Consider the following 20800-nt stretch of genomic DNA (forward strand, 5'->3'; position numbering starts at 1 on the left):
ATGCAAAGAAAAAACCGCACGCCAGTAACGGCAGTGCGGTTTTTCCATGACAAGAAGCGACGACTACAAAGTCTTAAGCCTGGTGGCTGGTGACGTAGTCGATGGCTGCTTGAACAGTAGTGATCTTCTCGGCTTCTTCGTCAGGGATTTCGGTCTCGAATTCCTCTTCCAGAGCCATCACCAGCTCAACGGTGTCAAGGGAATCGGCACCCAGATCTTCTACGAAGGAAGCGGTGTTGACCACTTCTTCTTCTTTAACGCCCAGTTGCTCGGCGACGATTTTCTTGACGCGTTCTTCGATGGTGCTCATACCTAGTTTTCACTCCTAATGGATATATGTCAGGCAGCTGGCCGGTGTGTAAGTTTATAGAAAGACGCCCGCTTTTCAAGCGTAATGCATCCCTCGAACTTCACACCCACCTGCCGCCTAGAATTTGGTTGCAGCTTTATAACGGATTTTAGACAGCTCGTATGACATTTTTTTGAAGCAATCCGTCACATTTAACTACATGTACATCCCGCCGTTGACCGGGACAGTAGCACCGGTCACGTAAGCTGCGCCGTCAGAGGCCAGGAACGCAACCACTTTCGCGATTTCGTCGACCTGGCCCAGACGACCCAGCGGAATCTGGTTTTGCAGCGCTTCACGCTGTGCCTCTGGCAGTTCGCGGGTCATGTCGGTATCGATGAAACCCGGCGCTACCGAGTTCACGGTGATCGCACGGGAGCCGACTTCACGCGCCAGGGCGCGGCTGAAGCCTTCCAGGCCGGCCTTGGCGGCGGCGTAGTTGACCTGGCCGACGTTACCCATGGCCCCAACGACCGAACCGATGCTGATGATACGACCCCAGCGCGCCTTGGTCATGCCGCGCAGCACGCCCTTGGACAGACGGTAGAGGCTGTTGAGGTTGGTATCGATGACGTCGAACCACTCGTCGTCTTTCATGCGCAGCATCAGGTTGTCGCGGGTGATGCCGGCGTTGTTGACCAGGATGGTCGGCGCACCGAACTGCACCTGGATAGAAGCGAGGGTGGCGGTGACCGACTCGTCGCTGGTCACGTTCAGCTCCAGCCCGGTACCGGCGATGCCGTGCTCCTTGAGGGTCGCGGCAATACGCTCGGCGCCGGAGGCGGACGTGGCGGTACCGATGACGGTGGCGCCCAGACGCCCCAGTTCCAGGGCGATCGCCTGGCCAATGCCACGGCTGGCGCCGGTGACCAGTGCAACTTTACCTTGCAGGCTCATGCAAGTTTCTCCTAAATCAGGCCAGCGCCGCACGGGTGGCGGCGAAAGCATCCGGGGTATTGAGGTTGAAGGTGTTCACGCCGTCGGCGCAGCGCTTGTTCAAGCCGGCCAGCACCTTGCCGGGGCCGCACTCGACCAGTTGCACCGCGCCATTGGCGGCCAGGGTCTGCACGCATTCGACCCAGCGTACCGGCTTGTACAGCTGCTCCAGCAGGTCGCGTTTGAGGGTATCGAGATCGCCAGCCACGCCCGCACTGACGTTCTGCACCAGCGGGATCTGCGGGGCCTGCCAGTCGATGGCGTTCACCGATTCGGCAAACCGCTCGGCGGCCGGGCGCATCAGCTCGCAGTGCGACGGCACGCTGACCGGCAGCGGCAGCGCACGTTTGGCGCCGGCGGCCTTGCAGGCTTCCATGGCGCGCTCTACAGCAGCCTTGGCACCGGCAATGACAACCTGGCCCGGGGAGTTGAAGTTGACCGCACTGACCACCTCACCCTGCGCAGCCTGAGCACACAGGTCCACGACCACGGCGTCATCCAGGCCCAGAATCGCAGCCATGGCGCCCTGCCCGGCCGGCACGGCCTCCTGCATGAGCTCGCCGCGACGCTTGACCAGCTTGACCGCGTCACCCAGGCTCAGGCTGCCGGCAGCCACCAGCGCACTGTATTCACCCAGGCTGTGCCCGGAAACGAATGCAGGGCGCGCGCCACCTTCGGCCAGCCACAGGCGCCACAGGGCGATCGAGGCGGTCAGGATGGCCGGCTGGGTTTTGTCCGTCTGGTTGAGTTGTTCTTCCGGGCCCTGCTGGGTCAGTGCCCACAGGTCGTAACCGAGAGCCTCGGAGGCCTCACGGAAGGTATCGATGACCAGCGGGTACTGGGCGCCCAGCTCGGCAAGCATGCCGAGCGACTGCGAACCTTGGCCAGGAAAGACGAATGCGAGGGATGCAGACATTGAACAAGCCCCTAATGATCTTGTCGTCGAAAATAGCGCCCAGCCGGGGCTGAGCGCGAGAAAACTGACAATTGGATGGTAACGAGAACCAAGCGGTCACATTTATGCACGTCGTTGTGCCGATGCCTAAGGCAGCAGATCCTCCAGACGGCCGTGCAAGCGCTGCGGCAGGTTCTCCTGGATCTCGATCAGCGCCCGCTGTATCGCGCTCTGGAAACCCTGCACACCCGCCGAGCCATGACTCTTGATAACGATGCCCTGCAGGCCGAGAAAACTCGCGCCATTGTGGCGTGCCGGCGCAAGGTCGGCCTTCAGGCGACTGAGCAGCGGCATCGCAAGGGCACCTACCGCCCGCGCCATCAGGCCACGCTTGAACAGCGCCTCGATGCGCCCACCGATCATGGTGGCCAAGCCTTCGCTGGACTTGAGCAGGATATTGCCGACAAAGCCGTCGCACACCACCACATCCGCTTCGCCACGGTACAGGCCATCGCCTTCGACAAAGCCGATGTAGTTGAGGCCGCGGGCATTTTGCAGCAGCGTCGCAGCCAGCTTGACCTGCTGGTTGCCCTTGATGTCTTCGGTACCGATGTTGAGCAGCGCCACACGCGGCCGGGAAATGCCCAGCGCTTGCGCCGCCACCGAGCCCATCACGGCGAACTGGAACAGGTGCTCGGCGCTGCAGTCGACGTTGGCCCCCAGGTCAAGCAGCTGGCAATAGCCAGTCTGGGTCGGTATGGCCGCCACCATCGCAGGCCGATCGATGCCGGGCAGGGTCTTGAGCACATAGCGCGACAACGCCATCAGCGCGCCGGTGTTGCCGGCGCTCACACAGGCCTGCACCTTGCCATCACGCAATAGTTCGAGGGCCACGCGCATCGACGAGTCGGGCTTGCCACGCAGCGCCTGGGACGGCCGCTCGTCCATGCCGATCACTTCGCTGGCCGGCACAATATGCAGGCGCGCGCGATCCGCTGCCGACTGGCCAGCGATCAGATCTTCAAGGAGGGAGGGTTGACCGACGAGGGTCAGGTGCAGCGAGGGAGTAGCCGACAGGCAAGCAATGCTGGCCTGAACAATGCTGCGGGGACCGAAGTCCCCGCCCATTGCGTCAATCGCGATCTGAGCGGACAAGGATTACTCGTCAGCGCCCTTGTCGATCACTTTGCGACCACGGTATACGCCTTCTGGCGATACGTGGTGACGCAGGTGCACTTCACCAGTGGTTTTCTCTACGGACAGAGCGTTTTCCGAGAGAGCGTCGTGCGAACGGCGCATGTCACGGGCAGAGCGGGATTTTTTGTTCTGCTGAACAGCCATAATTGATTAACTCCTAAACGTTTGGGTCACGCTTTAACTGCGCCAATACACTGAACGGGTTGGACCGCGTTACCTCGTCCTTGCTCGGTTCGGGCTCATCGGCGCCCGCCGGCTGCTGGCATTCTTCCGGATGATGAGCAGGCACGATGGGCAAGGCGAGCAGAAGCTCTTCCTCGACCAATGCTTGCAGATCCAAAGGATCTTCGCCCAGTTCCAGCACGTCATAACCTTTCGGTAACGACTGGGTATTCGCACCCTCTTTCACCACAGCATATGTAGATTCGCTGTGGATCGGCAGGGTGACCAGCTCAAGACAACGCTGGCAAACCATCTTGACCTCGACGGTCAGAGCACTGTGGATAACCACCGTTTTCTGTTCGTCTCGCTCAAAATCGAATTTAGCCTGCACCGTACCGACATCGTCGGAAAGCGGGTCGCAGAGTCTCTCCAAATCGGCGAGTAGCAGCGTTCCTTCGAGAGAAACACCACGATCGGCCAATTTGCGCGGGTCAACGTGAGGTGGAATCGGGTCATTCAACATAGGCGCAGCATTCTAGGGATGCCCCCCGCCCCTGTCAAAGGAAATTCGGCCCCGTTCAACATGTTAGAATCGGCGCACCTGCTCAGGAGTTCATCATGCTGCCCTTGTTACTGGCTTCCAGCTCACCCTACCGGCGCGAATTGCTGGCGCGACTGCAACTGCCCTTTGCCTGGGCAGCGCCCGATATCGACGAACAGCGCATCGGCGAAGAGCCCGCCCCAGAGCTGGTCAAGCGCCTGGCCAGGCACAAGGCCGAGGCATTGGCTGCCAGCCATCCGGGGCATCTTATCATCGGCTCCGACCAGGTTGCCGTACTGGGCGAACAGATTCTGGGCAAGCCACACACCTTCGAAAAGGCCTGCGAGCAATTGCTGGCTGCGAGCGGCAATCACGTCACCTTCCTGACCGGCGTGGCGCTGCTCAATACCCAGAGCGGCCATTGCGAGGTCGATTGCGTGCCATTTACCGTGCACATGCGCGAACTGGACCTGCCACGCATCGAACGCTACCTGCACGCCGAGCAACCCTATGACTGCGCCGGCAGCTTCAAGTGCGAAGGGCTGGGGGTGAGCCTGTTCCAAAGCACCCACGGCTGCGATGCCACCAGCCTGGTGGGACTTCCGCTGATCCGACTGGTCGACATGCTGCTCAAGGAAGGGGTGAGCATACCGTGAAGGCAAGGCAATACCGGCAATAAAAAAACCGGCCATCTGGCCGGTTTTTCATTAATCAGCACTCTCAGCGCAGTGCCGGCCCCTGAAAGCCCATCCACATAGCCAGGTGCTCGGCGACGCTGGCACCCAGGCGCTTGGAGAAGCGATCAAACGGCGACTCTTCGACGGTGAAATCAACCAGGGTCTTCTCCCCCACCACCTCACGCGCCACATAATCGGCATTGCCCAGGGCGTCCACCAGCCCCAGCTGCACGGCCTGCTCACCCGACCAGATCAGCCCGCTGAACAGCTCGGGATGCTCCTTGTCCTTGAGCCGCTCGCCGCGCCCCTGCTTCACACTGGCAATGAACTGCTTGTGGGTGGTGTCCAGCACACCCTGCCAGAAGGCCGTTTCGTCCGGTTTCTGCGGCTGGAATGGATCAAGGAAGGCCTTGTGCTCACCCGCCGTATAGGTACGACGCTCGACACCCAGCTTCTCCATGGTGCCGACAAAGCCGTAGCCAGCTGCCGTCACACCAATCGAGCCCACCAGGCTGGCCTTGTCGGCATAGATCTGGTCAGCCGCACTGGCGATATAGTAGGCACCCGACGCACCCAGGTCGCTGATGACCGCGTACACCTTGACCGACGGCTTGGCGGCCTGCAGACGACGAATCTCGTCATAGATGTAGCCAGACTGCACGGGGCTGCCGCCCGGGCTGTTGATACGCAGCACCACCGCCTTGGTCTTGGCGTCGTCGAAGGCCGCACGCAGGCTGGCTATCACGTTGTCGGCGCTGGCCGGCTCCTTGTCCGCAATGATCCCGCGCACCTCGATCAGCGCCGTATGGCTCGCGCCACGGGCGGCGGTCTTGTCGATATCCATCAGCGGCGAAAACAGGGCCAGGATGCCGAACAGGTACACGAACGTCAGCAGCTTGAAAAAAATACCCCAGCGCCGGGCCCGACGCTGCTCCTGCACGCCCGCCAGCAAGGTCTTCTCGAGCAGCTTCCAGCTGGTGCGCTCTTCGTTCTTTTCGGCGTCAGGCGCCTTCCACTCGTCAGTCATGCTCACCTACCCTGGAAATTCGATTGCAGCGGTTCGGCCTAGCCACGCCTGCAATTGTGAAAAGTGCTGTATGGACAACTGCGGCTCGTAAACGCTCAACGCCTCGAGCGAGAGCGCCCCATGCCCCACCGCCACCGAATGCATGCCGGCATTGCGCGCCATCAGCAGGTCGAACGACGAATCGCCCACCATCAACGCACGGCTCGCCGGCACCTGGCAATGGGCCAGGATCTCCTCGAGCATGCGCGGGTGCGGCTTGCCCATGGTTTCGTCGGCAGCCCGGGTAATGTCGAAGAACGTTTCCCAGCCATTGGCCACCAGCACCCGGTCCAGGCCGCGACGCGCCTTGCCGGTAGCGACTGCCAGGCGATAGCCATCGGCCCTGAACGACTCGAGGGCCTCGACCACGCCGGGATACAACGGCGACGGCTGGGTATCCAGGGCCATATAGATGTCGGCGTAATGCTGACGAAACGCCATGACTTCAGGCTGATCCAGATGCGGGTACAGCGTGCTGATCGCCTCGGGCAGCGCCAGGCCGATGATGCCCTTGACCGCCTCGTCCGAGCACAGCGCATAGCCGGCACGCTCGGCCGAGCGATGCATCGCTTCGACGATGCGCCCGATCGAATCGGCCAGCGTGCCGTCCCAATCGAAGATCAGCAGGTCGTAATCACGGCGCACTCAAACGCTCCACGGTCTTGGCCCACATGTCGTCCACCGGCGCCTCCAGCTTCAGCTCGCCGCCATCGGGCAACGGCACGGTCAGCGCATAGGCATGCAGGAACAGGCGCTTGCCGCCCAGCTCGCGGATCTCGCGAGTGAAATCCTCGTCGCCATACTTGCTGTCGCCGGCGATGCAATGCCCGGCATGCAGGGCATGCACGCGAATCTGGTGGGTACGGCCAGTAATCGGGCGTGCCTCGACCATGGTCGCGAAATCGCCGAAACGGCGCAGCACGCGAAACAGGGTGAGCGCCTCCTTGCCTTCGTCGTTGATTTCCACCATCCGCTCGCCGGAACGCAGGTTGCTCTTGAGCAGCGGCGCATTGACCTGCTTCTTGGCCGTGGCCCAGTGACCACGCACCAGCGCCATGTAGCGCTTGTCGACGCCGTCACCGCGCAACGCGGCATGCAGATGGCGCAACATGCTGCGCTTCTTGGCGATCATCAGCAGACCGGAGGTATCGCGATCGAGCCGATGCACCAGCTCCAGCTCCTTGGTATCCGGGCGCAACTGACGAAAGGCTTCGATCACACCGTAGTTCAGCCCGCTGCCGCCGTGCACGGCGATGCCAGCAGGCTTGTTGAGCACGATAAGGGCCTTGTCTTCGTACACGATGGCCGCTTCGAGTCGCTGAAGCAGGCCCTGTGCCAGCGGCACCGGCTCGTCACGCTCAGGCAGACGAACGGGCGGCACGCGCACGATATCGCCGGCCTGCAATTTGTACTCTGGCTTGATCCGTCCCTTGTTTACCCGCACTTCGCCTTTGCGCAAAATGCGATAAATCAAGGTCTTGGGAACGCCCTTGAGTGCAGTGATCAGGAAGTTGTCGATCCGTTGGCCGGCAAGTTCCGGCGCGACCTCGATCAGCTGGACGCCGGAGGTCGGAGGGGTAGTAGTCGTCATTTGCGAATCATAACAATTTTTTATGGATTTGAAGCACTTAATGATTGCTGCTATAGTCGCGAACGCCGCCAAAAGCGGCTGGCCAGCGGACCAATGGCTTTGAGCCGGCCCTGACCTACGCAATTCTCGAGGACGCGAGGCCGTCCGACGGGGCTTTCGCCAGTTTACAGAAGTGCCTGGAATCGCTACCAGCGCCGATGAGAGAAGACCGATAAAAAACAACAAGAGCGGTGTTTGACCCTCCTGCACGTTTTTTTCGATGCCCACTCCTTCAGTGCAGTCGCTTTCACGCAGTCACGGCGAATGCTTCGGAAATACCAGCCTTAGCCATAGAAAGCGCGGGCTCCCGTATGGAGCTGGCGATAACTGCAACCCGTTGCGGATTCAGCGCGCGGCAGCACCCGAATTATCAGGGATACGTGTAGGGTGGAGATGCACAACCGTCGGACCGTGTAGCACTGCGTCCAGTCCACAGGCCCTCTGGCCCGCGACCGGACCCGGTCTTGATCAAGATGCCCCAGGGTGTCCACGGCCGAAGGCTGATTCCTCCTCCTGACTGAGTGCATTTGACACCACAGCTAGCAGGACGCGTCGTCGCGACTTCGGCAGCACTGGGCGACCAGTCCGACCGCAAGCCGCTGGACACGGGATGGTCCGCCACCCCTGACGCACCCTGACACCGACCGTGAGAAGTCGTGTGTGCCGAACGCCGTTTCCGGCAGCCCGGAAACCGACGGTACTACATGAAAAGAATGCTGATTAACGCGACTCAACCCGAAGAGTTGCGTGTTGCTCTGGTAGACGGCCAGCGCCTCTACGATCTGGACATCGAGTCCGGTGCACGCGAGCAGAAAAAAGCCAACATCTACAAGGGCAAGATCACCCGCATCGAGCCCAGCCTTGAAGCCGCCTTCGTCGATTTCGGCTCCGAGCGCCACGGCTTTCTGCCCCTCAAGGAAATCTCCCGCGAATACTTCAAGAAGTCGCCCGAAGGCCGGGTGAACATCAAGGAAGTGCTGAGCGAAGGCCAGGAAGTCATCGTCCAGGTCGAGAAGGAAGAGCGCGGCAACAAGGGCGCCGCCCTGACCACCTTCATCAGCCTGGCCGGTCGTTACCTGGTCCTGATGCCTAACAACCCGCGTGCCGGCGGCATCTCCCGTCGCATCGAAGGCGAAGAGCGCAACGAACTGCGCGAAGCGCTCAACGGCCTGGTTGCCCCTGCCGACATGGGCCTGATCGTTCGCACTGCCGGCCTGGGCCGCAGCAGCGAAGAGATGCAGTGGGACCTGGACTACCTGCTGCAACTGTGGACCGCCATCAAGGAAGCGTCCCTCGACCGCGCAGCGCCGTTCCTGATCTACCAGGAAAGCAACGTCATCATCCGCGCCATCCGCGACTACCTGCGCCAGGACATCGGCGAAGTGCTGATCGACAGCGTCGACGCCCAGGAAGAAGCCCTGACCTTCATCCGCCAGGTGATGCCGCAGTACGCCAGCAAGATCAAGCTGTACGAAGACAGCGTGCCGCTGTTCAACCGCTTCCAGATCGAAAGCCAGATCGAGACCGCCTTCCAGCGCGTCGTCGACCTGCCATCGGGCGGCTCGATCGTGATCGACCCGACTGAAGCCCTGGTGTCCATCGACATCAACTCGGCGCGCGCCACCAAAGGCAGCGACATCGAGGAAACCGCCCTGCAGACCAACCTGGAAGCGGCCGAGGAAATCGCCCGCCAACTGCGTCTGCGTGACATCGGTGGCCTGATCGTCATCGACTTCATCGACATGACCCCGGCCAAGAACCAGCGCGCCGTCGAAGAAAAGGTGCGCGAGTGCCTGGAAGCCGACCGTGCCCGCGTACAGGTCGGCCGCATTTCGCGCTTCGGCCTGCTGGAGATGTCCCGCCAGCGCCTGCGCCCTTCCCTGGGCGAAAGCAGCGGCATCGTCTGCCCGCGCTGCAGCGGCACCGGCATCATCCGTGACGTCGAGTCGCTGTCGCTGGCAATCCTGCGCCTGATCGAGGAAGAAGCTCTGAAGGATCGCACTGCCGAGGTGCGTGCCCAGGTGCCGATCCCGGTCGCCGCGTTCCTGCTCAACGAAAAACGCAACTCGATCACCAAGATCGAACTGCGCACCCGGGCGCGTATCGTCATTCTGCCGAACGACCACCTGGAAACCCCGCATTTCGAAGTGCAGCGCCTGCGCGACGACAGCCCGGAAGCCCTGAACAACCAGTCCAGCTACGAAATCGCTGCGACCGAAACCGAAGAAGTGCAACCGGCTGCCGCCACCCGCACCCTGGTTCGCCAGGAAGCCGCGGTCAAGACTGCACCGGCCCGCGCCAATGCTCCGGTACCCGCTCCGGAAGCCCCTGCTGCCCCAGCCGCCCCGGTACACGCCCTGCCAGAGCCAAGCCTGTTCAAGGGCCTGGTCAAGTCGCTGGTCAGCCTGTTCGCCGGCAAGGAAGAACCTGTGGCCGCCGCACCGGTGGTAACCGAAAAGCCCGCCACCGAGCGTCCTCAGCGCAACGAGGAGCGTCGCAACGGTCGCCAGCAGAGCCGCAACCGCAACGGTCGTCGCGATGAAGAGCGCAAGCCACGCGAAGAGCGTGCCGAGCGCGCGCCACGTGAGCCGCGTGAAGAACGCCAGCCTCGCGAAGCCCGTGAAGAGACCTCGACCCGCGAAGAACGCGCACCACGCGCCCCGCGTGAAGAACGTCAGCCTCGTGCCCCACGCGAAGACCGTCGCCCACGCGAAGATCGCCCGGTACGCGAACTGCGTGAGCCTCTGGATGCCACCCCGGCCCCGGCCGTTCGCGAAGAACGTCCTGAGCGCGCCCCGCGCGAAGAGCGTCAGCCACGTGAAGAGCGTGCACCGCGTGAAGAGCGCGCACCACGTGAAGAACGTGCACCTCGCGAGGAGCGCGCACCGCGTCCGCCACGCGAAGAGCGTCAGCCACGCCCGGCCGAGCCGGTCGAGGATGCGGCCGAAGAGCAACTGCCAAACGAAGAGCTGCTGCAGGATGACAACCAGGAAGGCGCCGAAGGCGATCGTCCACGTCGTCGCTCGCGCGGTCAGCGTCGCCGCAGCAACCGTCGTGAGCGTCAGCGTGATGCCAACGGCAATGTGGTCGAAGGCAGCGAAGACGGCACCGAAGAAGGCGCCGAACAAGCTGGCGAACAACCTGCTGCTGCGGAAAAACGCAGCGAAGGCAATGCGCAGCCTTCGGGCGTTGAACTGGCTGCCGGCCTGGCCGTGACTGCCGCCGTTGCCACCAGCAACATCAGTGCCGACGCCGAGGCCCAGGCCAACGTTCAGGCCGAGCGTGCAACTGCCGCTGTCGATGACACCCCAGCCGTCGTGGCCGAAACGCCTTTCGAGGCCGGCACCGTCGAGCCAGTGGTTGTCGAAACCAGCACCGAGTCGAACGAAACCGTTCAACAGCCCGCTGCCGAAGAACCTGTTGCTGAACAAGCGGCCATCGCCCCTGTGATCGAACAACCGTTCGAAGCACCGGTGCAGGCAGTCGAGTCGAGCATCGAGCCTGTCGTCGAAGTTGCTCCGCAACCAGTCGAGGCCCAGATCGAGGCCGAGGCCAAGGTAGAGGCTCTGGTGGAAGCACCGGCTCAAGCCCCTGAGCAGGCGCCAGCTGTCGAAGCGCCCGTCGAGGCACCTGTAGCTGCCGAGCCGGTCATCGCCCTGCCGAGCGAGCCTGAAGTGCCGGCTGCAGTCGAAGCCGAGCCGGTTATTGCCGCTGAGCCAGCACCGGTCGCCGAGGCACAGGCACCGATCGCCGAGCCTGCCGAGGTTGAGGCACCGGTCGTCACGCTGGCCAACGGCCGTGCACCGAACGACCCGCGTGAAGTGCGTCGCCGCAAGCGCGAAGCTGAAGCCGCAGCGGCCGCCGCTGCTGCCGAGCAGTCGCAGGAAGCTGCAGAAGAGCATAAACCGCTCGTCTGACGGCCATTAAAAAGCCCCGCTAGTGCAAACTGGCGGGGCTTTTTATTGCCTGCTGCCTGGTGGTGGATGTGTCACCGACAACGCCGAACCCGCAGGAATCGGCCTTGCCAGCGAACAAGTCGCCCAGTCAATACAAGTTGGGTTCCATCTCCAGCGCGACGCCGAAGCGCGCCAGCACATCAGCCTGAATCCGCTGCGCCAGCGCATGCAACTGCTTGCCACTGGCCTGCCCGTAGTTCACCAGCACCAGCGACTGCAAACGGTGCACCCCGGCATCGCCCTCGCGAAACCCCTTCCAGCCCGCCTGCTCGATCAACCACCCCGCCGCCAGCTTTACCTGACCATCGGCCTGTGGATAACCTACCGCATCCGGATACGCCTCGCGCACGCGCTGCGCCAGCTCGGCGCTCACCACCGGGTTCTTGAAGAAGCTTCCGGCATTGCCCAGCTCGGCCGGGTCTGGCAGTTTCTCGCGACGAATGCTGCAGATGGCATCGCTGACATTCTGTGCGGTCGGCTGACCGATGCCCTGCTCACTCAGCCGCTGGCGTACCGGGCCATAGTCCAGGTGCAGGTGCTCGGCGCGATTGAGCACGAAGCGAACCCGCAGGATCAGCCAGCGCCCGGGATTACGCTTGAACACACTGTCACGGTAGGCAAAATCACACTGTTCCAGCGCGAACTCGTGCAACTGGCCGGTTTCCCGATCCAGCGCCGTAAGCCCGGCAAACACGTCCTTGATCTCCACGCCATAGGCGCCGATGTTCTGCATCGGCGCCGCCCCGACGGTACCGGGGATCAGGCTGAGGTTTTCCAACCCCGACAGTCCCTGGGCCAGGGTCCACTGCACGAAGGGATGCCAGGGCTCACCCGCCTCTGCCTCGACCACCACGCGCTGGCCATCATCCGACAGTATCCGCACACCGACACTGGCCATGCGCAGCACCAGCGCCTGGATATCGGCAGTCAACAGCAGGTTGCTGCCGCCACCGATCACCAGCACCGGCAGGTGCTGTTCGGCTGCGTGCGCCAGCAGCTGGCGCACTTCGTCATCGTTGTGTGCCTGGGCGAAATACTGCGCCTTCACCTCGATTCCGAAGGTGTTGTAAGGCTTGAGTGAAACCTGCGATTGCACCTGCACGCTCATAGCCGGCCCTTCAGCTCGACCACCAGCTTGCTACAAGCCAGCTCAATGAGATCAAGCACCTGTTCGAAGCCCTCTTCGCCGCCGTAGTACGGGTCGGGCACTTCATCCAGCTCACCCTCGTAGCGGCGCAGGAACAGGTCCAGTTCGGCGGTACCGGCAGACGGTTGCAGCGCCTTGAGGTGGCCGAGATTGCTGGTGTCCATTGCCAGGATCAGGTCGTACCGGCTGAAGTCCTGCGCGCTCACCTGCTGTGCACGCTGTGCGGACAGGTCGTAGCCGCGCGCCAGCGCAGCGCGGCGGGTTCGGCTGTCGGGCGGCTTGCCCACATGCCAGTCTCCCGTACCCGCCGAGGCCACTTCGACCTGATCTTCGAGGCCTGCCAGCTTCAACTGATGGCGCAACACGCCCTCGGCCGTCGGCGAGCGGCAGATGTTGCCCAGGCATACGAACAGGACGCGCATCAGGCCTCCAGCAAGCGCCGAACGCGCTCCAGGTCTTCAGGTGTGTCGACGCCCACAGGCGGCGCCTGCAAGGCATCGGCCACGTGGATGCGCACGCCGTTCCACAGCGCACGCAACTGCTCCAGCGACTCGGTCTGCTCCAGGCCGCACGGGCCCCAGGCGACGAAGTCCTGCAACAGGCCTGCGCGATAGGCGTACATGCCGATATGCCGGCGATAAGGCACACCCGCCGGCAATTGCTCGCGGCTCTGGGCAAACGCATCACGCGCCCACGGCAAGGGCGCACGGCTGAAGGTCAGGGCCAGGCCGTTGCGGTCGGTGCTCACCTTGACCGCATTGGGGTTGAACAGCACTTCGACGTCTTCGATCGGCTCGGCCAGCGTGGCAATGCCCGCTTCAGGATGCGCCGCCAGGTTGGCCGCCACCTGGTCGATGATCGCCGGGGGAATCAACGGCTCGTCACCCTGCACATTGACCACGATCGCATCTGCCGACAGGCCCAGCTGGGTGGCGACTTCGGCCAGGCGGTCGGTGCCCGACTGGTGGTCCTCACGGGTCAGCAGCACCTCGGCGCCAAACCCCTGGCATGCAGCGACGATGCTCGGGTCATCGGTGGCAATCACCACGCGGGTGGCGCTGCTTCTGCGCGCCTGCTCCCAGACGTGCTGCACCATCGGCTTGCCGGCAATCGACAGCAATGGCTTGCCCGGCAGACGGGTGGAGCGCAGGCGTGCTGGAATCACAACGGTGAAATCCAGGCTCATTTGTCCAGGCGCTCGTCATCGGTCAGGGTTCGGGCTTCGCTCTCGAGCATCACCGGGATACCGTCACGAATCGGGTACGCCAGGCCGGCCCCCTTGCTGATCAGCTCGGTCTTGTCGGCGCTGAGCTTGAGCGGGCCTTTGGTGATCGGGCAAGCAAGGATGTCGAGCAATTTGGTGTCCATGGATATTCCTCAGGCCTGTGGCCGGAAAAAGAAAATGTCAGGGCTGGCGAGGCCCGGGCAGCAGACGCGACAGCTGCGCGTCGAGCCAGGCCACGAAGGCCGGCGAAGGCAGTGCGTCGACCGCAAGATACCACCAGTCATCGGCGGCGAAAGCACGGCATTTCACCGCATCCTTCTCAGTCATGACCAGCGGCAATGACGGGGTGAAGCTCAGGGCCTGGGCGTTGTACGCCGCATGGTCGGCAAACGCATGCGGCACAGGCTGCCAGCCCAGCCCCTGCAGGGTGTTGAAAAATCGCTGAGGGTTGCCGATGCCGGCCACCGCGTGCAATGCCTGTCCCGGCGCAAAATGCTCCAGGCCTCGTCGCTCGCCGCTGCGCAGGTTGACCAGTGCCGTAGGGGCCAGGGTGAAGGCAAAACCATCGTCACGGTCGCTGAGGGCGCCGTTGTAGAGCACGGCGTCCACTTCATCCAGGCGCTCCACCGGCTCACGCAACGGCCCGGCAGGCAGGCAGCGGCGATTGCCGAGGCCTCGGGCCGCGTCGATCAGCACCAGCTCGAGATCACGCGCCAGGCGGTAGTGCTGCATGCCGTCGTCGCACAGGATCAGGTCCAGCGGCTCGGCGTCGAGCAAGGCGCGCACGGCCTGGCTGCGATCGGGGTCGATCATCAGCGGCACGCCGGTGCGCTGCACGATCAGCAAGGGTTCGTCACCGGCCTGTTCGGCCGGTTGATCGGCACGCACGCGCCACGGCAGTTGCGGCGCAGTGGCCCCATAGCCTCGGCTGACCACCCCCACGCGCAGGCCGCGCTGGCGACAGTGCTCGATCAGAAACAGGATAAGCGGGGTCTTGCCGGTGCCACCCACGGTGATGTTGCCCACCACCAGTACCGGCACCGGTGCGCGATAGATGTCGCCCTGCCCGGCCAGAAAACGCTCGCGCTTGCCCCGCACCACCCGGCGGTACAGGGCCTCGAGCGGGCGCAACAATACCAATGCCGGGTGGCCGGCATACCAGGCATGCAACAGGCGATCGGCAAGCGCCATCAAGGTGTCCCCTGGGCGGCCTCGACCGTGGTCATGCGCAACTGGCTGAAGCCGAGCTTGCCAGCGGCATCCATGGCGGTGACCACGGCCTGGTGCGGAGTCTTGCCGTCAGCGCTGATCGACAGCGGCATCTTGGTGTCGCCCTGTGATTCCTTCTGCAGGGCCTCGGTCAGGGTGCCCAGGTCGCTCTTGGGCAACAGGTGGTTGTTGACCGAGTACACGCCTTCGGCGCTGATGGTGATCTCCAGCTGCTTGGCCTCGGTGTCGGGCGCCGGAGCGCCGCTGACCGCCTCGGGCAGTTCGACACGCAACTGGGTTTCACGGGTGAAGGTGGTGGTCACCACGAAAAACAGCAGCAGGATGAACACCACGTCGATCAGCGAAGCGAGGTTGATGTCCACGGTCTCCCGTGGCTTGCGCCGGAATTTCACGCCTTGCCCTCGCTCAGGTCGACATCACGGTCCCCCTGGACCACTTCCACCAGCTTGATGGCCTCCTGCTCCATGCCCACCACCAGCTCATCGATGCGCCGTTGCAGGAAACGATGGAAGAATACCGCCGGGATACCCACCATCAGGCCGGCTGCCGTGGTGATCAATGCCTTGGAGATCCCCCCCGCCAATACCGAGGCATTGGTGGTCATGCCGGACCCGGTAAAGGCACTGAAGATATCGATCATGCCCAGCACGGTGCCCAGCAGGCCCAGCAGCGGCGCCATGGCGGCGATGGTGCCCAGTGCGTTGATGTAGCGCTCCAGCTCGTGGATGACACGGGCGGCGGCTTCCTCGATGCACTCCTTCATGATTTCGCGACCATGGCGGGAGTTGGCCAGGCCCGCGGCCAGGATCTCGCCCAGCGGCGAGTCGGCGCGCAGGGTCTTGAGCTTCTCGCTGGTGAGCTGTTTGTCCTTGATCCAGCGCCACACCTGGCCGAGCAGGTGCGGCGGGGTGACACGACTGGCGCGCAGGGTCCACAGGCGTTCGGCGACGATAGCCATGGCAGCGATGGAACTCAGAATGATCGGCAGCATCATCCAGCCACCGGACTTGACCAATTCCCACACAGTAGCGACCCCCTCGAAAAAGTCCGCCACTTTACCATAGGGGGCCACGGGGCCGAACAGCGTCATGTCGGCTCCCGCCAGAAGCGCCGCTGGCTGCGTTGCCCGACCGCCTGGCCAAAGCTGCCCAGCACCAGGCGCACCGCCCCGTGCAGGGCGCTGTCGTGCACGGTGATACCCAGCGCCTGGTAACGCGCCATCACCTGTGCGTGCGGATGCCCGAATGCATTGTGGCGCCCTCGCGAAATCAGCACGCCCCGTGGCCGGGTTCGCTCGAGAAAGGCCTGGCTCGACGAGGTGCGGCTGCCATGATGGGGCGCCTGCAACCAGTCGACCGGGCCGGCTGTCGACTCGCGCAGCCAGGCGCGCTCGGCCTGGGCATCGATGTCACCGGTAAGCAGCAGGGTTTCGCCGCCGGCATCCACGTGCAACACACAGGAGCGCTGATTGCTGTCGCCGGCCTGCTGCCAGCGCCACAGGCTGAAGAGCACGCCATCCCACTGCCATTGCTCGCCACTGGCGCAGGCCTGGGCCTGCAGTTGCCCGGGCAGCTCATCCGGGTCGCCGCCCACCACACGCACCAGCGGCACGCTGCGCTGCACCGCCAGGGCGCCGCCGGCATGGTCGGCATGGGCATGGCTGATCAGCGCCAGGTCCAGCTCGCGCACCCCCAGCTTGCGCAGAGTCGGCACGACCACCCGCTCACCCAGGTCGCTGCCACGGGTGGCCGGGCCTGCGTCATACAGCATCGCATGGTGACGGGTACGCAGCACAAACGCCTGGCCCTGGCCGACATCCAGCTGCCACACCTCCAGTTGCCCATGGGCGATCTCGTTGCGAGGCGCACAGCCGGCCAGCAGCAGCAAGGGCCAGCCCAGCACCCGCATCGGCAGCCCGCCCGGCAACAGCAGCAGTACCGCGCCACCGCCCACCATCAACCATGCCCATATCGACAAGGCGACCGGTGTCCAGGCCGGTTGCCAATGTGCCACCTGTGCCAGTGTCCAGAACAAGGCTGCCAGCGATCCTCCAGCCAGCCACAACAGGGCCTCCCCCAGCAACGGGAGCCCCTGCAGCAGTGTGCCGGCCAGCGCCAGGGGCAACACCGCGATACTGACCCAGGGCACCGCAACCAGATTGGCCAGCGGTGCCGAGAGACTGATCGGCAGCCCCAGCGCCAGCAGCACCGGCAACAGGCCGATCGCGATCAGCCATTGGGCCCGGCACCATGCCAGCCAGGGGTTCCAGGCCCCCAGCCGGCCGCCGAACACATACACCAGCACCGCCACCGCTGCGAACGACAGCCAGAACCCCGGCTGCAGGCTGGCCAATGGCTCCACCAGCAATACACCGTTGAGGGCAAGCAGCAAGGGAATCCAGGCCCCAAGGTGGCGAAAACGCAGGCGCCACAACAGCACCACCGCCAGCATGATGCAGGCGCGTCGTACCGGTACCTGAAAGCCCGCCATCAAGCCGTACGCCAGGGCCGCCGCAAACGCCAGGCCGCACGCCCAGGGTAGCCAGGGCAGCGCCCTGGGCCATGCCCCCACACGTGCCAACCCGGCCACCAGGCCGTACACCAGACCGGCCAGCAAGCCGATGTGCTGACCGGAAATCACCAGCAGGTGCACCGTGCCGGTTGCCTGGAGCACCTGCCAGTCCTCCTGTGCCAGCGCCCCGCCGTCACCCAGCACCAGCGCCGCCAGCGCACCTTCGCGCCCATGGGCCTGAGCCCCGAGCAGGCGTTGGCGCACCGAATCACGCCACGCATGGCTGGCCGGGGCCAGTCGTTCACCTGCCCTTACACGGCCGGTGGCACCGATTCGCCGGGCCAGCATGGCGGCTTCCTGGTCAGGCCCATGGGGGTTGAGCAGGCCGGAGGGGCGCTGCAGCTGTACCGCCAGGCGCCAACGCTCGCCACTGTTGACCGGCGGCCCGCCAAACCAGCTCAGGCTCAGCCGCTGCGGCAACTGGGCGCGGCGTGAGGAGGCTTCGGCCAGCTCGAAACGCACCGAATGTGGGCCCTGCTGCGCCAGGCCCACTACCCGACCTTCCAGCCACAGGGTGCGCCCCTCCAGCTCGGGCCGGAGTCGATCGTCCAGCGCCCATTGCGCCGAGCAACAGGCCCAGGCAAAACCAAGCAGGAACAGACCGGGCACTGCCCATCGACACACCAGGCATAACATTCCCGTCATGCCGATGCCCCAGAGCCAGCCGACCGACGGCAAGGCAGGTAGCACGTTGAGCGCCAACAGCCCCAAGGCCAGCGCCAACATCCTTGTGCGCATGGGTAAAGCTCCTGAGCAGATCTCACCCCAGAGGCTTAGATCACCCAGGCCCGCACCTTGCTTATTAATTGTCACAAAGTCTGAATTGGCGCTGTTTACAATCCGTGCATACTGGCCACTTCAGAACGCCGAGAGCCCACATGCCGCGTCGACTTTTCAAACGCTACATGCCAGATCCGACGAGCATTCGGGAACATAAATCCTTACGCTTTCTCGGCCGGCTGCTGCACGACCCCAACCTCTGGCACCTGAATCGCCATTCGGTGGCACGGGCCATGGCCGTAGGCCTTTTCGCAGCCTTCATCCCTATCCCGATGCAGATGCTGCTGGCCGCCAGCCTGGCGGTTCTGGTGCGCGGCAACATGCCCATCGCCGTCAGCCTGGTGTGGCTGACCAACCCCATCACCATGCCGCCGGTGTTCTACTGCACCTACCAGGTGGGGGCATGGCTGATGCAGATACCGCCACGCACGCTGCCCGAGGAACTCACCTTCGAATGGATCACCGACCAGTTGTCGACGCTGTGGCAGCCCTTTCTGCTGGGCTCGGTGGTGTGCGGCGTGCTGCTGGGGGCGCTGGCCTACTGCCTGACCATGCTCTACTGGCGCTGGTGGGTGGGCAGGCAGTGGCGCAGGCGCAAGCAGAAATCAGCTGCGCATTCCTCGCCCGCTGACCAGTAGGCGCACGCAGCCGATGTACAGCACCGCGGTGGCCACCAGCATGAAGGTGATGGCCACGCCGATGCGGATGTCCGAGACGCCCAGGATGCCGTAGCGGAACGAGTTGACCATGTGCAGCACCGGGTTGGCCAGCGACACGGTCTGCCAGAATGGCGGCAGCAGGGTGATGGAGTAGAACACCCCACCCAGGTACGTCAGCGGCGTGAGCACGAAGGTCGGGATGATCGAGATGTCATCGAAGTTGCGCGCAAACACTGCGTTGATGAAGCCCAGCAGCGAGAAGATCGTCGCGGTCAGCACCACCACCAGCACCGTCACGCCCAGGTGATGCACCTGCAGATGGGTGAAGAACAGCGACAGCAGGGTCACGATCACTCCCACCGCCAACCCGCGCAGCACGCCGCCCAGGGTGTAGCCGATGAGAATGGTGTGCGGCGACACCGGCGACACCATCAGCTCCTCGATCGAACGCTGAAACTTGCTGCCGAAGAAACTCGACACCACGTTGCCGTAGGAGTTGGTGATCACCGACATCATGATCAGGCCCGGCACGATGTACTCCATATAGGTGAAGCCACCCATGTCGCCGATCTGCCGGCCGATGAGGTTCCCGAAGATCACGAAGTACAGCACCATGGTGATCGCCGGGGGCAGCAGGGTCTGCGGCCAGATCCGCGTGAACCGCCGCACTTCTCGATAGACGATGGTATTGAGGGCAACCAGGTTGGCGCGCAGTTCCGAACTCATACCGCCACCTTCGCCAGGTTTTTTTCCACCAGGGACACGAACAGCTCCTCGAGACGATTGGTCTTGTTGCGCAGGCTCAGCACCTCGATGTTCTGCAGGGCCAACTGGCCGAACAGCGCGGTGATGCCCACGTCCTTGTCCACCTGCACTTCCAGGGTGTGCGGGGTGATCAGCCGGCACGGGTAGCCGGCCAGTTGCGGCGCCTGGGCCAGGTCATGCTTGAGGTCGAGCAGGAAGGTCTCCACATGCAACGTGCCCAGCAACTGACGCATGCTGGTGTTCTGCACGATGGTGCCGTGGTCGATGATGCCGATGTTGCGGCACAGCTGCTCGGCCTCTTCCAGGTAGTGGGTGGTCAGGATGATGGTGATGCCCTTCTGGTTGAGCTCGGTCAGAAAGCTCCACATCGAACGGCGCAGCTCGATGTCGACGCCAGCGGTAGGCTCGTCGAGGATCAGCAGGCGCGGTTCGTGGATCAGCGCGCGGGCAATCATCAGGCGGCGCTTCATGCCGCCGGACAGCGAGCGCGATGGCACGTCACGCTTGTCCCACAGGCCCAGCTGGGTCAGGTACTGCTCGGCGCGCTCCCTGGCCACCTTCATCGGGATGCCGTAGTAACCCGCCTGGGTCACGACGATATCGAAGGTCTTTTCGAACTGATTGAAGTTGAACTCCTGGGGCACCACGCCGATGCAGCGCTTGAGCGCGGCTGGCTCTCGGTCCAGGTCATGGCCGAACACATTCACCGTGCCGCTGGTCTTGTTGACCAGGGTCGAGAGAATGCCGATGGTGGTGGATTTGCCGGCGCCATTGGGGCCGAGCAAGGCGAAGAAATCACCTTCGGCGACATCCAGGTCGATGCCCTTGAGGGCCTGGAAGCCATTGCCGTAGGTCTTGGTTAGCTGCCGAATGGACAGAGCAGAACTCATAGCAGGTCTACACACCAGGTTGAAGGGTTCACAAGGCAGGCGGTCAGACAGGGCCGACCGCGACGAATGTGGCCATGGTGCTTGCCCAGGCCACGCAAGTACAGTGAAGTGTATCGATATTGAC

22 protein-coding genes are annotated in these 20800 nt (G+C 63.6%); 3 read left to right on the plus strand and 19 right to left on the minus strand.

The genetic code is table 11. The annotated features are described in order from the left end of the window. Window positions 1-73 precede the first annotated feature (73 nt). From acpP to QMX96_RS13150, 6 genes are all read right to left on the minus strand, one after another. The gene (gene acpP / locus QMX96_RS13125; protein WP_003175607.1) at window positions 74-310 is read right to left on the minus strand and encodes an acyl carrier protein; all 237 of its coding nucleotides are present in this window, start codon (window positions 308-310) and stop codon (window positions 74-76) included. Between the two features lie 195 nt (window positions 311-505). Continuing rightward, window positions 506-1246: a 3-oxoacyl-ACP reductase FabG gene (fabG, locus tag QMX96_RS13130; RefSeq protein ID WP_043862877.1), complete on the minus strand. Its 741-nt coding sequence runs from the start codon at window positions 1244-1246 to the stop codon at window positions 506-508. Window positions 1247-1262: 16 nt separating this feature from the next. Then, window positions 1263-2201 carry an ACP S-malonyltransferase gene (gene fabD / locus QMX96_RS13135; protein WP_100634427.1) on the minus strand — a complete coding sequence of 313 codons (939 nt, stop codon included), beginning with the start codon at window positions 2199-2201 and terminating at the stop codon, window positions 1263-1265. A gap of 126 nt (window positions 2202-2327) precedes the next feature. Next, window positions 2328-3308 carry a phosphate acyltransferase PlsX gene (gene plsX / locus QMX96_RS13140; protein ID WP_043862879.1) on the minus strand — a complete coding sequence of 327 codons (981 nt, stop codon included), beginning with the start codon at window positions 3306-3308 and terminating at the stop codon, window positions 2328-2330. A 30-nt stretch (window positions 3309-3338) separates the two neighbouring features. Then, window positions 3339-3521 (minus strand): 50S ribosomal protein L32, encoded by a 183-nt coding sequence (rpmF, locus tag QMX96_RS13145; RefSeq protein WP_010223221.1) that lies wholly within the window; start codon window positions 3519-3521, stop codon window positions 3339-3341. 13 nt (window positions 3522-3534) lie between these two features. Beyond that, entirely contained in the window at window positions 3535-4062 is a 528-nt protein-coding gene (locus QMX96_RS13150) for a YceD family protein (RefSeq protein ID WP_054915811.1), read from the minus strand. 95 nt (window positions 4063-4157) lie between these two features. Here QMX96_RS13150 and QMX96_RS13155 point away from each other — a divergent pair, with 95 nt between their 5' ends. Next, on the plus strand, window positions 4158-4736 hold the full coding sequence (locus QMX96_RS13155; protein WP_043862881.1) for a nucleoside triphosphate pyrophosphatase: 579 nt from the start codon (window positions 4158-4160) through the stop codon (window positions 4734-4736). Window positions 4737-4800: 64 nt separating this feature from the next. On the opposite strand, the gene sppA is transcribed toward QMX96_RS13155, so the two are convergent. Genes sppA through rluC form a run of 3 tightly spaced genes read right to left on the minus strand, consistent with a single transcriptional unit; the run spans window position 4801 to window position 7414 of the window. Beyond that, a complete protein-coding gene (gene sppA, locus QMX96_RS13160) occupies window positions 4801-5784 on the minus strand; it encodes a signal peptide peptidase SppA (RefSeq protein ID WP_058541100.1) in 984 nt (327 codons plus the stop codon). Between the two features lie 6 nt (window positions 5785-5790). After that, the gene (locus QMX96_RS13165) at window positions 5791-6468 is read right to left on the minus strand and encodes an HAD-IA family hydrolase (protein WP_054915813.1); all 678 of its coding nucleotides are present in this window, start codon (window positions 6466-6468) and stop codon (window positions 5791-5793) included. Next, the gene (gene rluC / locus QMX96_RS13170; RefSeq protein ID WP_088514322.1) at window positions 6458-7414 is read right to left on the minus strand and encodes a 23S rRNA pseudouridine(955/2504/2580) synthase RluC; all 957 of its coding nucleotides are present in this window, start codon (window positions 7412-7414) and stop codon (window positions 6458-6460) included. Before rluC ends, QMX96_RS13165 begins: the two co-directional genes overlap by 11 nt. Before the next feature lie 743 nt (window positions 7415-8157). Between rluC and rne the strand changes: the two genes are divergently transcribed. Next, window positions 8158-11370, plus strand: a complete 3213-nt coding sequence (rne, locus tag QMX96_RS13175; protein ID WP_196932776.1) for a ribonuclease E — start codon at window positions 8158-8160, stop codon at window positions 11368-11370. A 127-nt stretch (window positions 11371-11497) separates the two neighbouring features. Here rne and murB read toward each other — a convergent pair whose 3' ends face one another. The 8 genes from murB to QMX96_RS13215 all read right to left on the minus strand — a co-directional run bounded on the left by murB (window position 11498) and on the right by QMX96_RS13215 (window position 18320). Continuing rightward, on the minus strand, window positions 11498-12517 hold the full coding sequence (gene murB / locus QMX96_RS13180) for a UDP-N-acetylmuramate dehydrogenase (RefSeq protein ID WP_043862886.1): 1020 nt from the start codon (window positions 12515-12517) through the stop codon (window positions 11498-11500). After that, window positions 12514-12978 carry a low molecular weight protein-tyrosine-phosphatase gene (locus QMX96_RS13185; protein WP_054915815.1) on the minus strand — a complete coding sequence of 155 codons (465 nt, stop codon included), beginning with the start codon at window positions 12976-12978 and terminating at the stop codon, window positions 12514-12516. Before QMX96_RS13185 ends, murB begins: the two co-directional genes overlap by 4 nt. Continuing rightward, window positions 12978-13742 (minus strand): 3-deoxy-manno-octulosonate cytidylyltransferase, encoded by a 765-nt coding sequence (kdsB, locus tag QMX96_RS13190; protein ID WP_043862888.1) that lies wholly within the window; start codon window positions 13740-13742, stop codon window positions 12978-12980. Before kdsB ends, QMX96_RS13185 begins: the two co-directional genes overlap by 1 nt. Next, window positions 13739-13924, minus strand: a complete 186-nt coding sequence (locus tag QMX96_RS13195; protein ID WP_003247142.1) for a Trm112 family protein — start codon at window positions 13922-13924, stop codon at window positions 13739-13741. Before QMX96_RS13195 ends, kdsB begins: the two co-directional genes overlap by 4 nt. A gap of 37 nt (window positions 13925-13961) precedes the next feature. After that, window positions 13962-14972, minus strand: coding sequence for a tetraacyldisaccharide 4'-kinase (lpxK, locus tag QMX96_RS13200; RefSeq protein ID WP_258659475.1), 1011 nt, complete (start codon window positions 14970-14972; stop codon window positions 13962-13964). After that, the gene (locus QMX96_RS13205; protein ID WP_078479738.1) at window positions 14972-15403 is read right to left on the minus strand and encodes a biopolymer transporter ExbD; all 432 of its coding nucleotides are present in this window, start codon (window positions 15401-15403) and stop codon (window positions 14972-14974) included. The genes lpxK and QMX96_RS13205 overlap by 1 nt, the downstream gene beginning before the upstream one ends. Further along, window positions 15400-16035, minus strand: a complete 636-nt coding sequence (locus tag QMX96_RS13210) for a MotA/TolQ/ExbB proton channel family protein (RefSeq protein WP_162484877.1) — start codon at window positions 16033-16035, stop codon at window positions 15400-15402. Before QMX96_RS13210 ends, QMX96_RS13205 begins: the two co-directional genes overlap by 4 nt. Window positions 16036-16097: 62 nt before the next feature. Continuing rightward, window positions 16098-18320, minus strand: coding sequence for a DNA internalization-related competence protein ComEC/Rec2 (locus QMX96_RS13215; RefSeq protein WP_282361887.1), 2223 nt, complete (start codon window positions 18318-18320; stop codon window positions 16098-16100). Window positions 18321-18460: 140 nt separating this feature from the next. On the opposite strand from QMX96_RS13215, the gene QMX96_RS13220 reads away from it, so the two are divergent. Further along, window positions 18461-19000 carry a DUF2062 domain-containing protein gene (locus QMX96_RS13220; RefSeq protein WP_043862892.1) on the plus strand — a complete coding sequence of 180 codons (540 nt, stop codon included), beginning with the start codon at window positions 18461-18463 and terminating at the stop codon, window positions 18998-19000. Here the strand turns inward: QMX96_RS13220 and QMX96_RS13225 are convergent. Further along, window positions 18968-19747: an ABC transporter permease gene (locus QMX96_RS13225; protein WP_058541067.1), complete on the minus strand. Its 780-nt coding sequence runs from the start codon at window positions 19745-19747 to the stop codon at window positions 18968-18970. The genes QMX96_RS13220 and QMX96_RS13225 overlap by 33 nt on opposite strands. After that, the gene (locus tag QMX96_RS13230) at window positions 19744-20676 is read right to left on the minus strand and encodes an ABC transporter ATP-binding protein (RefSeq protein ID WP_043862894.1); all 933 of its coding nucleotides are present in this window, start codon (window positions 20674-20676) and stop codon (window positions 19744-19746) included. The genes QMX96_RS13225 and QMX96_RS13230 overlap by 4 nt, the downstream gene beginning before the upstream one ends. Window positions 20677-20800 lie beyond the last annotated feature (124 nt).

This window comes from Pseudomonas sp. PS01300 (assembly GCF_029960155.1).
GTDB lineage: Bacteria > Pseudomonadota > Gammaproteobacteria > Pseudomonadales > Pseudomonadaceae > Aquipseudomonas > Aquipseudomonas palmensis.

Excerpts from the sequence above, each read along its gene's own strand:
- rne (WP_196932776.1), top strand. The coding sequence starts at position 8,158 with ATGAAAAGAATGCTGATTAACGCGACTCAACCCGAAGAGTTGCGTGTT.
- QMX96_RS13195 (WP_003247142.1), bottom strand. The coding sequence starts at position 13,924 with ATGGACACCAAATTGCTCGACATCCTTGCTTGCCCGATCACCAAAGGC.
- sppA (WP_058541100.1), bottom strand. The coding sequence starts at position 5,784 with ATGACTGACGAGTGGAAGGCGCCTGACGCCGAAAAGAACGAAGAGCGC.
- QMX96_RS13150 (WP_054915811.1), bottom strand. The coding sequence starts at position 4,062 with ATGTTGAATGACCCGATTCCACCTCACGTTGACCCGCGCAAATTGGCC.
- QMX96_RS13225 (WP_058541067.1), bottom strand. The coding sequence starts at position 19,747 with ATGAGTTCGGAACTGCGCGCCAACCTGGTTGCCCTCAATACCATCGTC.
- kdsB (WP_043862888.1), bottom strand. The coding sequence starts at position 13,742 with ATGAGCCTGGATTTCACCGTTGTGATTCCAGCACGCCTGCGCTCCACC.
- plsX (WP_043862879.1), bottom strand. The coding sequence starts at position 3,308 with ATGGGCGGGGACTTCGGTCCCCGCAGCATTGTTCAGGCCAGCATTGCT.
- fabG (WP_043862877.1), bottom strand. The coding sequence starts at position 1,246 with ATGAGCCTGCAAGGTAAAGTTGCACTGGTCACCGGCGCCAGCCGTGGC.
- QMX96_RS13230 (WP_043862894.1), bottom strand. The coding sequence starts at position 20,676 with ATGAGTTCTGCTCTGTCCATTCGGCAGCTAACCAAGACCTACGGCAAT.
- murB (WP_043862886.1), bottom strand. The coding sequence starts at position 12,517 with ATGAGCGTGCAGGTGCAATCGCAGGTTTCACTCAAGCCTTACAACACC.
- acpP (WP_003175607.1), bottom strand. The coding sequence starts at position 310 with ATGAGCACCATCGAAGAACGCGTCAAGAAAATCGTCGCCGAGCAACTG.
- QMX96_RS13215 (WP_282361887.1), bottom strand. The coding sequence starts at position 18,320 with ATGCGCACAAGGATGTTGGCGCTGGCCTTGGGGCTGTTGGCGCTCAAC.
- rpmF (WP_010223221.1), bottom strand. The coding sequence starts at position 3,521 with ATGGCTGTTCAGCAGAACAAAAAATCCCGCTCTGCCCGTGACATGCGC.
- QMX96_RS13220 (WP_043862892.1), top strand. The coding sequence starts at position 18,461 with ATGCCGCGTCGACTTTTCAAACGCTACATGCCAGATCCGACGAGCATT.
- lpxK (WP_258659475.1), bottom strand. The coding sequence starts at position 14,972 with ATGGCGCTTGCCGATCGCCTGTTGCATGCCTGGTATGCCGGCCACCCG.
- fabD (WP_100634427.1), bottom strand. The coding sequence starts at position 2,201 with ATGTCTGCATCCCTCGCATTCGTCTTTCCTGGCCAAGGTTCGCAGTCG.
- rluC (WP_088514322.1), bottom strand. The coding sequence starts at position 7,414 with ATGACGACTACTACCCCTCCGACCTCCGGCGTCCAGCTGATCGAGGTC.
- QMX96_RS13185 (WP_054915815.1), bottom strand. The coding sequence starts at position 12,978 with ATGCGCGTCCTGTTCGTATGCCTGGGCAACATCTGCCGCTCGCCGACG.
- QMX96_RS13155 (WP_043862881.1), top strand. The coding sequence starts at position 4,158 with ATGCTGCCCTTGTTACTGGCTTCCAGCTCACCCTACCGGCGCGAATTG.